This is a genomic window from Nonomuraea sp. NPDC050540 (genome assembly GCF_044457485.1).
Classification (GTDB): Bacteria; Actinomycetota; Actinomycetes; order Streptosporangiales; family Streptosporangiaceae; genus Nonomuraea.
Genome location: NZ_JBITHA010000003.1, coordinates 18,828 through 33,512, shown reverse-complemented (window position 1 = coordinate 33,512; position 14,685 = coordinate 18,828). Strand labels below are relative to the sequence as shown.

Sequence of the window (14,685 nt, the reverse complement as noted above, 5' to 3'; positions counted from 1 at the left end):
CTATAGGTAGTAGCTAAAGCTATGAGGAGTGCCCGTGGACATCATTCTGGCCGGACTGAAGCAGAACAACCTCAAGGACATCTCGCTGAGCCTGCCCAAGGAGCGCCTGACCGTCTTCACCGGCGTGTCGGGCTCGGGCAAGTCGTCGGTGGTGTTCGGCACGATCGCCACCGAGTCGCAGCGGCAGATGAACGCGACCTACAACGCGTTCATCCGCAACCGGCTGCCCAAGTTCGAACGGCCGCGCGCCGAACGGCTGGCCCACCTGACGCCCGCCGTCGTCGTCGACCAGAAGCCCGTCGGCGGCAACGCGCGCTCGACCGTCGGCACCATGACGGAGATCCACCCCATCCTGCGCGTGCTCTTCTCCCGGTACGGCCGGCCGTCCGCCGGCCCGGCGAGCGCCTACTCCTTCAACGACCCGCAGGGCATGTGCCCCGAGTGCGACGGCCTGGGCAAGACCGTCCAGCTCGACCTGGACCTGGCCATCGACAAGACCCTGTCGCTCAACGAGGGCGCGCTGCGGCTGTGGTCGGTGGGGTCGTGGACCTGGAAGCTGTATGAGCAGTCCGGCCTGTTCGACATGGACAAGCCGGTCGGCGCGTTCACGCCCGAGGAGACGCGCCAGCTGCTCCACGGCGAGAGCTTCAAGATGGAGCGCGGCACCTACGAGGGAGTGGCCGACCGCTTCGACCGCCTCTACCTCAAGCGCGACAAGGAGCTGGTGTCGGCGAAGAGGATGCTGGCCGAGGGCCCGTGCCGGACCTGCGGCGGCGCCCGGCTCAACCGGGCCGCGCTGGCCTCGCGCATCGGCGCGCACAACATCGCCGACTACGCCGCGATGGAGGTCGCCGACCTGATCGTCGTGCTGGAGGGCCTCGGCAACCCGGTCGCGGGCCCTGCCGTGGCGGCGCTGCGCCGCATCGAGGCGGTCGGCCTCGGCTACCTCAGCCTCGACCGGCAGACCAGCACGCTGAGCGGTGGCGAGGCGCAGCGGCTGAAGACCGTGCGCCACCTGGGCAGCTCGCTGAGCGGGCTCACCTACATCTTCGACGAGCCGAGCGTCGGCCTGCACCCGCGCGACGTGCACCTGCTCGGGGAGCTGCTGCTGGAACTGCGCGACAGCGGCAACACGGTGATCGTGGTCGAGCACGACCGCGACATCATCGAGTTGGCCGACCACGTGGTGGACATGGGCCCGCGCGCCGGCGCGTCCGGCGGCGAGGTCGTCTACGAGGGCGGCGTGGCGGGCCTGCGCGCCGCGAAGACGCTCACCGGCCGCATGCTGCGCCGCACCACCGGGCTCAAGCCGGAGGTGCGCGCGCCGTCGGACTGGATGACGATCGCGGGCGCCTCCCGCCACAACCTCCACGACGTCTCGGTACGCGTCCCGCTGGGCGTGCTGACGGCGGTCACCGGCGTGGCCGGATCGGGCAAGAGCACGCTCATGGCCTTCGCCGACGGCATCGCGATCGACCAGTCGCAGATCGGCGGCTCGATCCGCTCCACGCCCGCCACCTACCTCAACGCCATGGACTCCATCCGCAAACTCTTCGCCACGGCCAACGGCGTGGAGCCCGGCTGGTTCAGCTTCAACGCGCTGGGCGCCTGCCCGGCCTGCGAGGGCAAGGGCGTGATCAAGACCGACCTCGCCTTCATGGACCCGGTCACGTCGGTCTGCGACGCCTGCGGCGGCAGCCGCTACAACCCGGCGGCCCTGTCCTACCGCTACGAGGGCCGCACGATCGCCGACGTGCTGGCCATGACGGCGGAGGAGGCCGACGGCGTGTTCGGCATGTTCGGCGCGCTGAGCGAGCTCGGCCTCGGGTACCTGACCGTCGGGCAGCCGCTGAGCACGCTGTCGGGCGGCGAGCGGCAGCGGCTCAAGCTGGCCCACCGGCTGCGCGAGAGCGGCAACGTGTACGTCTTCGACGAGCCGACGACCGGGCTGCACATGGCCGACGTGGACACGCTGCTGACGCTGCTGGACCGGCTGGTCGACGGCGGCAACACGGTGGTCGTGGTCGAGCACGACCTGGACGTGGTCAAGCACGCCGACTGGGTGATCGACATGGGGCCGGAGGCTGGCCAGCACGGCGGCCGCGTGGTGTTCACGGGCACGCCGGCCGAGCTGGCCGACGCCTCCACCCATACGGCGAAATATCTCGCTAAGTCACTCGAAAATCCTCATCGCGGGCATCGATGATCGCCATGTGCCCCGGGAGGTGGCCGATGGCGAAGTCCACGGCGCCGATCGCGAGCTGAGGCGTCACCCCGCACGCCCAGAACACCGGCACCTCCCCCGGGCCCACCGGCACCCGATCCCCGAAGTCCGGATTTTTCAGGTCTTGGATACCCAAGGCCGCCGGATCCCCCACGTGGACCGGCGCGCCGTGGACCGCCGGGTAGCGGCCGGTGATCTCCCGCGCGAGGTCCACGAGCTCTTCGGGAACGGGCCGCATCGAGACGACCAGCGGCCCCGCGAAGACGCCGGCCGGCTCGCAGGCCACCGCTGTGCGGTACATCGGCACGTTCACGCCCAGCTCCACATGCCTGACCGGGACCCCCGCCGCCATGAGCGCCGCCTCGAAGGTGAAGCTGCAGCCGAGCAGGAAGGCGACCAGGTCCTCACGCCAGTCGGCCACCACGTCCGCGGCGTCCTTGACCGGGCGGCCGCCTCGGTAGACCCGGTAGCCGGGCAGGTCGGTACGCAGGTCGCCGGGGAACGACCGGGTGGCGGCGGCGCCGGGCTCACCGGCGTCCAGGATGGGGCAGGGCTTCGGGTTGCGCTCGGCGAACCGGCGGAAGTCGGCGGCGTACGCGGCGGGCAGCGCGATGAGGTTCGCCTGCGTCCAGCCCGCGCACCAGCCCGCCGTGGGCGCCCGCTCCCCCTGCCTGAACCTGGCCCGCGCCTGCGCCGGGTCGAGCGCCGATTCCCGCATGTCATCTCCCCTGGGCTTTTCGGTCGGGCGCGAGTAGAAAGTGACTCGTGCCCCCAACGGACTGGAACCACGCCGAGACCCGCCTCTGGCACTCCTTCCGCCAGGGCGCCGAGCTCGACCTCGGCGCCCTGGACGAGGCCGAGCGCAAGGTCCGCGCGGACGTCATCGCCGAACTCCTCCTGCACGGCCCGGACGCGCTGCCCGGCAGGGTCGCCGCGCTGAAGCTCACCGGAGCCGAGATCCAGGGCCGCCTCGACCTGGAGGGCGCCGTCATCGAGCCCGCGCTGGCCCTGGTGGGCTGCACGTTCGAGCACGGCGTGAACCTGACCACGGCGACCGCGGGCGCGATCTGCCTCAACGACTCCCACCTCCCGGAGCTGTCGGCGGAGCTGCTCAGGGCCCGGACGTTCATGATGCGCGACGCCGTGCTCGACGGGAACCTCTGGATCCAGGGCGCGCGTGTCGACATCGACATCGACCTGGACCGCACCCGCGTCGCCGGGTTCCTCAACGCCAACCTCGCCGTCACCGGCGGCTGGCTCAACGGCCGCGGCTCCCCGCGCCACGACGACGCAGGACCCGGCCTCACGATCGGCGGCGAGCTCGACCTCGTGGGCGCCCAGCTCGGCGGTCTCGACCTGCACGGCGCCAGAATCGGCGACGGCGTGTGGGCCAGGGGCGCCGTCATCGGCTACGCCTGCCTCGCCACGGCCGAGATCGGCGGCCCGCTCAGCCTGCGCGCCGCCCGGATCACCGGGGAACTCGACCTCGACGCCGTCCTCATCCGCCCCTCGTCCGACCCCACCATGATCGACCTCGCGGACGCGGAGGTGGCCACCGCCGTCGTCACCCCCGCGCCGGGCGGTTCCGGCCGCGTCTCGCTGCGCAACGCCCGCATCACCGCGTACGCCGACCAGCCCGGCGCCGGCCACGAGACCGACCTGGACGGCTTCGCCTACCAGCGGCTCGACCCCCTGTCACCGGAGCGCGCCGACGAGCGCCTGGCCTGGCTGGAACGCGGGGCGGCGCCGGGCACGCCGCAGCCCTACGAACAGCTCGCCGCCGCCTACCGCGCGGCCGGGCTGCACCGGGAGGCGGGGCGCGTGCTGCGGGAGAAGCTGCGCCGTACCTCGCGGGCGCGGGGCGGTCTCGCGCGGGCGTGGGGCGCGCTGCAGGACCTCGTGCTCGGGTACGGCTACCAGCCGTGGCGGGCCGTCGTGGCGTTCGTGGCGGTCCTGGCGGCGGGTACGGTCTACTTCGCCACGGTCAGCTGCCCGTCCCTGTGCCCGATCAAGGCCGGTGAGCATCCGGCCTGGGACCCGTTCCTCTACACCCTCGACCTGCTGATCCCGCTCGCCAACCTGGGCCACGACGGCGTCTGGAACCCGCTGGGCCTGGCCAAGGCGGTCAGCCTGGTGGTGATCGTGGCCGGATGGGCCCTGGTGACCACCATCGCCGCCGCGGCCGCCCGCGCCCTGACCCGGCCGTGAGAATCTGTCGGTGACGGCGGGTTCGATGGCGAACCACGGAACATCGGAAGGGCGCCCTGAGCGCGGCGGTCAGGCGCGGCCGCTGGCCTTCTGGCTGCGGCGGCTGACCGAGTCGATGACCACGGCGGCCAGCAGTACCGCTCCGGTCACGATGAACTGGATCGCGTTGCTCACCCCCTGCAGGGCCATGCCCGAGGCGATCGACTGGATGACCAGCATGCCGAGCAACGCCGAGTAGGCGCTGCCCCGGCCGCCGAACAGCGAGGTGCCGCCGATGACGGCCGCCGCGATGGCCATCATGAGCACGTTGCTCTGCCCGGTGGCCTGGCTGGCGCTGGAGATGCGGGAGGCGGCGAAGATGCCGCCCAGCGCGGCGAAGGCGCCGGAGATGGCGAAGACGGACATGCGGATGAAGGCCACGTTGATGCCGGCCCGCCGGGCGGCTTCGATGTTGCCGCCGACCGCGAAGATGCTGCGGCCGTACTTGGTGCGCCGCTGGACGAAGTCGGTGACGACCACGACGGCCAGGAAGATCAGCAGGGCGAGCGGCAGGCCGCGGTAGAGGTTGAGGACGTAGGCGACGCCGAACGCCACGACGGCCAGCACCGCCGTGCGGAAGACGATGTCGCCGACCGTGCGGGAGGGGACGCCGGCGGCGCGGCGGCGGGCGTTGCCCACGAGCGAGACGAGCAGAAACCCGGCGGTCGCGGCGGCGGCCAGGCCGTAGGCGGCGATGACGTAGGCGAAGTAGGTGTCGGTGAGGCTGGAGATCAGGCCGTCGGGCAGGTTGATGGTGCCGTTCGGGCCGAGTACCCAGAGCTGGAAGCCGGTCCAGGCGAGCATGCCGGCCAGCGTGACCACGAAGGAGGGCACGCCGATCTTGGCGAAGAAGAAGCCGTGGAACAGGCCCATCGCGCCGCCGACCGCGACCGCGACGATCATCGACAGCAGCGGGTCCCAGCCCTGGCCGACGCTGAGCACGGCCAGCACGGCCGCGCAGGCGCCGCTGACCGCGCCCGCCGACAGGTCGATCTCGCCCAGGAGCAGCACGAAGACGATGCCGACCGAGATCAGGCCGGTGGCGACGATGTCGACGCTGAGGTTCGACAGGTTCTGCGGCGACAGGAAGCGGTCGTTGAGCGTCTGGAAGACGAGCCAGATGACGACCAGCCCGATGATCACGGGGAGCGGGCCGAGCTCGCCGCCCTTGATCCGGCGCCTGAACTCGCCGAGGTAGCCGGCGAAACCCTTCTCGCGCACCAGCAGCCGTGGGTCCACCTGCGCCTCGGCCGCGGGGCCCGCCGGCTTCTCCTGCGTCATTCGCCCTCCTCGGAACGGGCCCGGCGGCGGGTCACCGCGTTGTCCGTGGCGCCGGTGATCGCGGCGATGATCTCCTCCTGCGTGGTGCTCCTCGCGTCGAAGACGCCGTTGTTCCGGCCCAGCCGCAGGACGGCGACACGGTCGGCGACCGCCTTGACGTCGACCATGTTGTGGCTGATCAGGATCACGCCGAGCCCTTGGGCGCGCAGCCGTTCGACGAGGTCGAGCACCTGCGCGGTCTGCTCGACGCCAAGGGCGGCGGTGGGCTCGTCCAGCAGGACCACCTTGGGCTCGCCGAGCAGCGAGCGGGAGATCGCCACGGTCTGGCGCTGGCCGCCGGACAGCGAGGCGACCGGGATCCGCACGCTCGGGATCTTGATGGACAGCGTGTCGAGCAGGTCGCGCGAGCGCTTCTCCATGGCGACCTCGTCGAGCACGCCGAGGCGGCGGATCTCGTTGCCGAGGAACAGGTTGCCGACCACGTCGAGGTTGTCGCACAGCGCGAGGTCCTGGTAGACGGTGGCGATGCCGAGCGACTGTGCCTCGCCCGGACTGTGGATGGTGACCGGGCGGCCCTGCCAGCGGATCTCCCCCTCGTCGGCCGGGCCGACGCCGGCGATGACCTTGATCATCGTGGACTTGCCCGCGCCGTTGTCGCCGACGAGCGCGAGGACCTCGCCGGCGTTGACCTCCAGCGAGACCTCCGTGAGCGCCTGTACGGCGCCGAAGCGCTTGGAGACCCCCTCCAGGGCCAGGACCGGTGCCACGTCATCCCAGCCCGGCGGCCTTGCAGGCGGCCTGTACCTGCGGGGTGCAGATCTCCTTCACGGTCCAGAACCCGTCCTTGACGACGGTGTCGTCGATGTTCTGCTTGATGACGACGATCGGCGGGATGATCTGGGCGGGGATCGAGTCGTTCGTGCCGTTGTTGACCGTGGCGGTGCCCTTGACGTCCTCGCCGGTGCCGAGCGCGATGGCCATCTCGGCGGCGTTGCGCGCCTCCGGCTTGATCGGCTTGTAGATCGTCATGGTCTGGGTGCCGAGCAGGATGCGCTGGATGCCGGCGAGTTCGGCGTCCTGGCCGGTCAGCGGGGTGCCCGCCTTGACGCCCGAGTTCTGCATGGCCTTGGCGATGCCGCCGGCCATGCCGTCGTTGGCGGCGTAGACGCCGATGACGTTCTGCGCGCCGAGGGCGGTGAAGGCGCCGTTGGCCTCGGTGTTGGCCTGGTCGGGGCTCCAGTCGGGGGTGTCGTACTCCTTGCCGATGGTCACCTGGCCGTCGAGCACCGAGTGGGCGCCCTTCTTGAAGTCACCGGCGTTCGGGTCGGTGGGAGATCCGTTGATCATGACGATCGGGCCGCGTTTGGGGTCGCCGCCCGCCTTGACGGCGTCCAGCAGGGCCTGGCCCTGCATCTTGCCGACCTGGATGTTGTCGAAGGAGGTGTACGCGTCGACGGGCCCGCCCGCCAGCCGATCGTAGGCGATCACCTTGGCGCCCTGGTCGGTCGCCTTCTTGACCGCGCCCGCGATGGCCTTGGCGTCCACGGCGTCCAGGATCAGCACCTTCACGCCGTTGGTCAGCATGGTGTCGACCTGCTGCTGTTGCAGGTTCGGGTCCTGGTTGGCGTTGTTGTAGACGACCTCGCACTTGGGGCACAGGGCCTTGACGCCCGCGGTGATGTACGGCCGGTCGAACTTCTCGTACCTGGCCGTCTTGGACTCGGGAAGCAGCAGGCCGATCTTGAAGCCCTGCTCCACGGTGCCGATCGCGCTCGGGCTGCCCGGCGCGGTGCCGCCGGTGCTGCCGCCGCCCGACTGGCCCGCCGTACCGCAGGCCGTTGCCAACCCCAGGACGGCCAGGAGACCGCCGATAACCTGTGCTTTCACACGGCGAGCCGTACCCAGGCGGAAGAGCGGCGCGCGCCGGCTTGCCAATCCTTGCCCGGGTGATGTCGGGGTCTTGATCAGATGGGCCGGACGGGCTCCGCGGCGCGTTCGTCGTAGGCGCGGCGGGCGGCGAAGACCTCGTCGGCGTGCTCGGCAGACCACTCCGCGATGGCCGCGAGCAGGCCGCCCGCGCTGCGGCCCAGTTCGGTCAGCTCGTAGTCGACGCGCGGCGGGATCGTCGGGTAGACCGTGCGCCGGACGAGGCCGTCGCGTTCGAGGGCGCGCAGGGTCTGGCTGAGCATCTTCTGGGTGATGCCGTCGAGGATGCGGCGCAGTTCGTTGAAGCGGCGCGGGCCGTCCAGGAGCGCGCCCATGACCAGCGTGGACCACTTGCCGGTCAGCATGTCGAGGATCGCGCGGGGCTTGCAGGCCCGCAGGAACGCGTCCGCGCCGCCGAACCCACGGAGGTCGGGGAAGGTGGTATCCATCAGGTACCTGGATATCAAAAGGGTGCCTTCTTCACAAGGGATACCGCCCGCGGCCACGATGACAGTCATGAGAACGATCGTTTACCGCTCCTTCGGCGGGCCCGAGGTCCTGGAGCTCGCCGACGTCGACCGACCCGTCCCCGAGCCGAACGAAGTGCTGGTCAAGGTGCACGCCGCCGGGGTCAACCCGCCCGACTGGAAGTTGCGGCGCGGGCCTTACCCGCCGCACTGGGTGACGCCGCCGCTGGTCCCGGGCTTCGACGTCTCCGGCGTGGTGGAGGCGTCCGGGGCCTACCAGGGCAGGTTCGTGCCGGGCGACGAGGTCTTCGGCATGATCCTGTTCCCGAACCCGGCCAACGCCTACTCCGAGTACGTGGTGGCCAGGTCCCGCCAGTTCGCCCGCAAGCCGCCGGGCCTGAGCCACGTGGAGGCGGCGGCGCTGCCGATGTCCGGCCTGACCGCCTGGCAGGGCTTCGAGGACTCCTGGGACGTACGGCCCGGCCGGCGCCTGCTCGTGCACGGGGCGGCCGGCGGGGTCGGCCACCTGGTGGTCCAGCTGGCCAAGCGGCGCGGGGCGTACGTGATCGGCACGGCCAGCGCCGGCAAGCACGACTTCGTCCGGCGGATGGGCGCCGACGAGGTGATCGACTACCGCGCCGTGGACTTCGCGCACGCGGTCGAGCCCGTGGACACGGTCTTCGACGTCGTCGGCGGCGACTACCCGGAGCGCTCGCTGCCGCTGGTGAAGGAGGGCGGCGCCTACCTCGGCGCGGCCGACATCTCCGACGAGGTGGGCGCCCGGTACGCGGCCCGCGGCGTGCGGTGGCGGCGCTTCCAGGTGGAGCCGGACCACGCGGCGCTGGCCGAGCTCGCCAAGGTGCTGAACGTGCACGTGGACCGCACCTTCCCCCTGGAGGAGGCGGCCAAGGCGCACGAGCTGGCGGAGAGCGCGGACTTCGTCGGCAAGATCGTCCTGGAGGTTTGACATCCGCCCTCGCGTCAATCTACGTTGACCTAGAATCGTCAATGAAGGTTGACGCGAGAGGAGTCCGCATGCATGCGCTGGCCATGGCCGTGAGCGCGAACCTGCCCGTGATCCTGTGGGGCGCGCCCGGCACCGGGAAGACCTCGTCGGTGCTCGCCCTCGGCGAGCAGCTGGGGCTGCCCGTCGAGGTCGTGGTGGGGTCCGTCCGCGAGCCGAGCGACTTCGCCGGGCTGCCCGTCGTGCGGGACGGCGGCACCTGGTTCGCGCCGCCCCGCTGGGCCGAGCGGCTCGCCGCCGCCGGGCGCGGCATCCTGTTCCTGGACGAGCTGACCACGGCGCCGCCCGCCGTGCAGGCCGCCATGTTGCGGGTCGTGCTGGAGCGGGTGGTCGGGGATCTCACGCTGCCCGCCGGCGTGCGGATCGTCGCCGCTGCCAATCCACCGGCGCTGGCGGCCGACGGGTGGGATCTGTCGGCGCCGCTGGCCAATCGGCTCGTTCATCTGGACTGGTCGATCAGCGCGGCCTCGGTGGCCGACGGATTCATGGGAGGCTTCGCCGTACCGGATCTCGCGGGGGCCGCGGCGCCCACCTCGGCGCAGGTGGGGGCGGCTCGGGCGCTGGTGGGGGCGTTTCTGCGGGTGCGGCCCTCGCTGGTGCTGGCGGTCCCGGAGGACAGCGGGCGCGCGTGGCCCAGCCCCCGCACGTGGGAACTCGCGGCGACCGCCCTCGCCTGTACCTGCTCCCGGCCGGACGCGTGGGCGGAGCGGGTGCGGGCCGAGCTGGTGGTGGGCGCGGTGGGCGAGGCCGCCGGGTTCGAGCTGCTGTCCTGGGTACGCGACCTCGACCTCCCCGACCCCGAGACCCTGCTGTCCGACCCGGCGGCGCCCCTGCCCGAGCGCGTGGACCGGCTGCACGCGGTGCTCGGCTCGGTCGTCGCCCACGTGCGTGCCGACGGCGGCGGCGACTCCTGGCAACGCGCCTGGAACCTGGTCGCCCGGGTGGCCCGCCGTACCCCGGACGTGGCCGCCGGGGCCGCCCGCTCCCTGGCCTCCCGCCGCCCGGAGGGCACCGCGCTCCCGCCCGCGATGCTGGAGCTGGCCCCGATCCTGCGCGCCGCGGGCCTGATGCCATGAACATCGCCGCCGCCCGCCTGTGGGCCGTCACCCAGGCGCCGTATCTGGCCTCCGCCCTGTTCGCCCTGCGCCCCGTCGAGCACCCCGGCGGCCCGCCGGGGGTGAGCGCGGACGCCAACTGGAACGTCCACCTCTCCGGCGGCCTGCCCGCCGAGGAGGCCGGGTGGTGGCTGATCCACCACGTGGGCCACCTCCTGCGCGACCACCCCGCTCGCGCCCGCGGCGCGGCCTGGCCGCTGGCCTCCGACGCCGAGGTCAACGACGACCTCCCGCCGCCGCCCTTTCCCGCCGTCTCCCCCGACACCCTGGGGCTGCCCCCGGGGCTGCTCGCCGAGCGGTACCTGGAGCTGGTCGACCTGATCGACGTTCCGCCCGAGCTGGTCGCGTGCTCGGCGCCGCCGTACACCGGCCCCGCCGTCATGACCGACGTCGAACGCTCCCTGCTGGTACGCGCGGTCGCCGCCGACGTCGACACCCACCGGGGCGCGGCGCCCGGCGGCTGGCGGCGATGGGCCGAGCAGGTGCTCCGCCCGGCCGTGGACTGGCGCGCCCTCCTGGCCACCCTCGTCCGCCACGGTCTCGCCCGCGCCACCGGCCGCGTCGACTACAGCTACGCCCGCCCGTCACGCCGGTCCGCCCCGTCCGTGGTGCTGCCGTCCCTGGTCCAGCCCGTCCCGCGCGTGGCCGTCGTGGTGGACACCTCCGGCAGCGTCCGGGAGGAGGCGCTGCGCCGGGTGCTGGGCGAGGTGGACGGCGTGCTGCGGGCGGGCGCGCAGGTGGACGTGATCTGCTGCGACGCCGCCGCCCACCCCCCTCAGCGGGTACGGCGGGCGCGCGAGGCCACCCTGGCCGGCGGTGGCGGCACCGACCTGCGCGAAGGACTGAAGGCGGCCGGCGCCCTCCGCCCCGGCCTGACCGTCGTCCTGACCGACGGCGACACCCCCTGGCCGGCCTCCCGCCCCCGCCACCCGGTCGTCATCTGCCTGATCGACGCTCCCGATTCGGTCGAAGTCCCCGCGTGGGCGCACGTGGTGCGGGTGGAGTCGTGAGCGCCTGGAAGGGGTTCACGCAGGGCGAGACGCGCCGGTGGCGGCGGGCCGGGTTCGGGGAGGAAGAGGCGGCGGCCTGGCGGGAGGCCGGAGTGGAGGATCCGGATGACGCGCGGCTCTGGCGCACCACCGGCGCCACCCCCTCCAGCGTCATCTCCTGGCAGCGCGGCGGCCTGACGCCCAGGGAGGCGGTGCGCTGGCACGAGCACGGGGTGACGCCCCGGGAGGCCGCCGCCCGCCACCTGGCCGGCGAACCTCCGCGCCGGGTGCCGCTGATGGCCCGGCTGTTCCCGAGAGCACGGCTGAGCGATCTCGAACCCGGGCAGGCGGCGGCGTTGCGTACCCTGCTCCGGGCGGGTGTCCCGGTGGACGTGGCGCGCGCCTACACCGACGCCGGGTGGGACGGCGGCGCGGCCCGCGACTGGGCCGAGCGCCGGATCCCGCCCGCGCAGGCGGAGGTGTTCCGGGCGATGGGATTCACCGCGCCCGAAGCCGCACGTCTGGGACGAGCGCCCATGGAGGTGCTGGCCGGCTGGTGGGGCGCGGTGCCGCTGGAGGAGGTGGCGGCGTGGTGCGCCGCCGGGCTCGGGCCGCGGGAGGCCGCGGCCCAGCGGGCGGCGGGGGTCACCGCCGAGCAGGCGGCCGTCCTGCGCGCCCTGCGGTAGCCCTGACTCATCTAGACCACCGCTCTGGTCAGAGGTGGTGTGGCCGTCAGTTTCGGGCACGATGGCAAGTGACGCGGACATGAATGCCGACGTCGGACCGGGTCCGCACGTCATGCCCGCATATGTGCAAATCCTCCCCGTATAGTCGTGCTTAACCGGCTAACCTAGGGGGCCTCGACAATATCTGTCATATTTCCTGACTTATCCCCATTGCTACCCAAGAAAGGCCGTCTTACCTTCCCGTTATGGACCTCGAGCTCAGGCACCTCAGAATCGTCCGCGCCGTCGCCGACGCGGGCAGTGTGAGCAAGGCCGCGAACCTGCTCGGCCTGGCGCAGCCCGCGTTAACCGCCCAGCTCAAACGGATCGAAAGGGTGCTCGGAGGCTCCCTGTTCGAACGTGACAGGCGCGGCGCCAGGCCAACACTCCTCGGCGAACTGGTACTCGAACGCGCCCGCGTCCTGCTCCCCGCCGCCAAAGAACTTCAGGATGAAGCCCTGCGATTCGCCAGCACCCCCTCCGTGCGCTACCGCATCGGCGCCACCAACGGACCCGTCCTCGGCGGGCTCGTCGACCGCCTCGCCGCCGAGCGCCCCGTCACCACCCACACCTCCTGGTCGGAACACGAACTGACCACCATGGCCGACCTCGGCCGCCTCGACTACGTACTGATCGGCGCCTGCGGCGACAGCGGCGCGCCCACCGGTTCGCTCGAATGGGAGACGATCAGCGTCGATCCCGTGTTCGTCCTGCTCGGCGCCGGCCACCGGCTGTCGGAGGAGAAGGAGCTCGAACTGGGCGACCTGGCCGGCGAGCAATGGTCGGTCACGCCCGGCGACGGCTGCTTCGCCGACTGCTTCGCCATGGCGTGCGCCCGCGCCGGCTTCACCCCCGGCACCATCTACGAGACCGACGTCTCGACCTGCGCGCACCTCGCCCAGGTCGGCCGCGCCGTCGTGCTCTGCCAGGCCACCCACCAGCCCGCCGCGGGCCTGGTGAAGGTCCCGCTGACCGGCGCGCCCCTGCGCTGGCGGCAGCTCCTCGGCCGCCATCCCACCGCCCCCGACCCCGCGTGGGTCCTCGCCCAGGCCAAGGCCGCCCACGCCGACGCGGTACGGCGCAGCCCCGTCTACCAGGATTGGCTGGTGAGAAATCCGGGTTTCGGTACGGCGCCATAACCCGGTGATATGAGCAAGCTGATACTCCTCGCTCCCTGGGGCCCCGTCTACCGTGACGGCACCCCCAGCAGCGAGGAGACACCATGCTTCGTCGCACCCCGGCTCTGGTCGCGATCGCGATCGGGGCCCTGGTCGTCACGACCATGCCCGCCGTCGCCAAACCCCCGGCCGACGGCATGATCAGCGCCCTCCAGCGCGACCTCGGCATCACCAGGGAACAGGCTCTCGACCGCCTGGCCAACGAGGCGCGCGCCGGCCGTACCACGCCGTCCTTACAGAAGCGGCTCGGTAAACGCTACGCCGGCGCCTGGCACGAGGGGCCGCACGCCGCGCTCGTCGTGGCCACCGTCGACGCGGCCGACGCCAGGACCATCACCTCGGCCGGAGCCCAGGTCAAGGTGGTCCCGAGGACGCTGGCCCAGCTCACCGCGGTCAAGGACGGCCTCGACCGGGCCGAACCGCCCGCCTCCGTCCACGCGTGGGCGCTGTCGCCACGCGACAACTCGGTCCTGGTCCAGGCCGCCTCCGAACAGGAGGCCCGCGACTGGATCACCGCCAGCGGCGTGGACGCGGCCGCCGTACGCGTAGAACTCTCGGCCGAACGGCCCAAGCCGTTCTACGACATCCGCGGCGGCGACGCCTACTACATCCCGTCGAAGGGCTACCGCTGCTCCGTCGGCTTCGCCGCCCGCCGCGGCACCACCCTCGGCTTCACCACCGCCGGCCACTGCGGCGACGTCGGTGACGCCACCCAGGGCCACAACCGGGTCGACCAGGGCGTCTTCCGCATCTCGTCCTTCCCCAGCGACGACTACGCATGGGTGGAGACGAACTCCCAGTGGACCGCCCCCGGCGTCGTCAACGGCTACAGCGCCGGAATCCTCCCGGTACGCGGCTCCGCCGTCACGCAACCCGGCGGTTCGGTGTGCCGCTCCGGCTCCACCACGCAATGGCACTGCGGCACCGTCCAGGCACTCAACTCCACCGTCAACTACCCCGAGGGCACCGTCTACCAGCTGACCCGCACGAACGTCTGCGCCGAGGGCGGCGACTCCGGCGGCGCCTTCATCTCCGGCGACCAGGCCCAGGGCATGACCTCCGGAGGCTCAGGCAACTGCAGCAGCGGCGGCACCACATACTTCCAGCCCCTCGCCGAACTGCTGTCGGTAGGCGGCCTGACCCTGGTCACAGCGGGCGGCGACCCGAACCCGCCCACCGGCTGCGCCACCTACAGAGAGAAGTACACCGGCTCCCTCACCTCGAACCAGAACCAGATCCAGCCGAACGGCTCCTACTACCAGTCCACGACCTCCGGCACCCACGCCGGCTGCCTGGACGGCCCCGACGGCGTCGACTTCGACCTGTACCTGGAGAAGTGGAGTGGATCGTCCTGGTCCATCGTGGCCCGCGGCGACAGCGCCAACCCCGATGAGAGCGTGAGCTACAACGGCACCTCCGGCTACTACCGCTACCGCGTCCACGCCTACAGCGGCTCCGGCGCGTACACCATGGGCCTGAACCGCCCATAGTCCCCCATACGAGTACTCG

13 protein-coding genes are annotated in these 14,685 nt (G+C 72.1%); 8 read left to right on the top strand and 5 right to left on the bottom strand.

Features of this window, described 5'->3' with window-relative positions:
- The first annotated feature begins 34 nt into the window (after window positions 1-34).
- Complete coding sequence (locus ACIBI5_RS10490; RefSeq protein WP_397245351.1) at window positions 35-2,206, top strand: excinuclease ABC subunit UvrA; 2,172 nt, start codon at window positions 35-37, stop codon at window positions 2,204-2,206.
- Here ACIBI5_RS10490 and ACIBI5_RS10485 read toward each other — a convergent pair.
- Window positions 2,169-2,942 carry a putative hydro-lyase gene (locus ACIBI5_RS10485; RefSeq protein ID WP_397245349.1) on the bottom strand — a complete coding sequence of 258 codons (774 nt, stop codon included), beginning with the start codon at window positions 2,940-2,942 and terminating at the stop codon, window positions 2,169-2,171. The genes ACIBI5_RS10490 and ACIBI5_RS10485 overlap by 38 nt on opposite strands.
- A gap of 47 nt (window positions 2,943-2,989) precedes the next feature.
- Between ACIBI5_RS10485 and ACIBI5_RS10480 the strand changes: the two genes are divergently transcribed.
- Window positions 2,990-4,432, top strand: coding sequence for a hypothetical protein (locus tag ACIBI5_RS10480; protein WP_397245347.1), 1,443 nt, complete (start codon window positions 2,990-2,992; stop codon window positions 4,430-4,432).
- Window positions 4,433-4,501: 69 nt separating this feature from the next.
- On the opposite strand, the gene ACIBI5_RS10475 is transcribed toward ACIBI5_RS10480, so the two are convergent.
- The 4 genes from ACIBI5_RS10475 to ACIBI5_RS10460 all read right to left on the bottom strand — a co-directional run bounded on the left by ACIBI5_RS10475 (window position 4,502) and on the right by ACIBI5_RS10460 (window position 8,127).
- Complete coding sequence (locus ACIBI5_RS10475) at window positions 4,502-5,752, bottom strand: sugar ABC transporter permease (protein ID WP_397245345.1); 1,251 nt, start codon at window positions 5,750-5,752, stop codon at window positions 4,502-4,504.
- Window positions 5,749-6,519 carry an ATP-binding cassette domain-containing protein gene (locus ACIBI5_RS10470; protein ID WP_397245343.1) on the bottom strand — a complete coding sequence of 257 codons (771 nt, stop codon included), beginning with the start codon at window positions 6,517-6,519 and terminating at the stop codon, window positions 5,749-5,751. Before ACIBI5_RS10470 ends, ACIBI5_RS10475 begins: the two co-directional genes overlap by 4 nt.
- Window position 6,520: 1 nt before the next feature.
- Window positions 6,521-7,639, bottom strand: coding sequence for a sugar ABC transporter substrate-binding protein (locus tag ACIBI5_RS10465; protein WP_397245341.1), 1,119 nt, complete (start codon window positions 7,637-7,639; stop codon window positions 6,521-6,523).
- Between the two features lie 77 nt (window positions 7,640-7,716).
- Window positions 7,717-8,127, bottom strand: a complete 411-nt coding sequence (locus ACIBI5_RS10460; protein ID WP_397245339.1) for a winged helix-turn-helix transcriptional regulator — start codon at window positions 8,125-8,127, stop codon at window positions 7,717-7,719.
- Window positions 8,128-8,194: 67 nt separating this feature from the next.
- Between ACIBI5_RS10460 and ACIBI5_RS10455 the strand changes: the two genes are divergently transcribed.
- The 6 genes from ACIBI5_RS10455 to ACIBI5_RS10430 all read left to right on the top strand — a co-directional run bounded on the left by ACIBI5_RS10455 (window position 8,195) and on the right by ACIBI5_RS10430 (window position 14,666).
- A complete protein-coding gene (locus tag ACIBI5_RS10455) occupies window positions 8,195-9,112 on the top strand; it encodes an NADP-dependent oxidoreductase (RefSeq protein ID WP_397245336.1) in 918 nt (305 codons plus the stop codon).
- Between the two features lie 68 nt (window positions 9,113-9,180).
- The gene (locus tag ACIBI5_RS10450; protein ID WP_397245333.1) at window positions 9,181-10,245 is read left to right on the top strand and encodes an ATP-binding protein; all 1,065 of its coding nucleotides are present in this window, start codon (window positions 9,181-9,183) and stop codon (window positions 10,243-10,245) included.
- Window positions 10,242-11,294 (top strand): VWA-like domain-containing protein, encoded by a 1,053-nt coding sequence (locus ACIBI5_RS10445; RefSeq protein ID WP_397245330.1) that lies wholly within the window; start codon window positions 10,242-10,244, stop codon window positions 11,292-11,294. Before ACIBI5_RS10450 ends, ACIBI5_RS10445 begins: the two co-directional genes overlap by 4 nt.
- Complete coding sequence (locus ACIBI5_RS10440; RefSeq protein WP_397245328.1) at window positions 11,291-11,959, top strand: hypothetical protein; 669 nt, start codon at window positions 11,291-11,293, stop codon at window positions 11,957-11,959. The genes ACIBI5_RS10445 and ACIBI5_RS10440 overlap by 4 nt, the downstream gene beginning before the upstream one ends.
- Before the next feature lie 245 nt (window positions 11,960-12,204).
- A complete protein-coding gene (locus ACIBI5_RS10435; protein ID WP_397109087.1) occupies window positions 12,205-13,137 on the top strand; it encodes a LysR family transcriptional regulator in 933 nt (310 codons plus the stop codon).
- An 83-nt stretch (window positions 13,138-13,220) separates the two neighbouring features.
- On the top strand, window positions 13,221-14,666 hold the full coding sequence (locus ACIBI5_RS10430) for a S1 family peptidase (RefSeq protein ID WP_397245326.1): 1,446 nt from the start codon (window positions 13,221-13,223) through the stop codon (window positions 14,664-14,666).
- The last annotated feature ends 19 nt before the right edge of the window (window positions 14,667-14,685 follow it).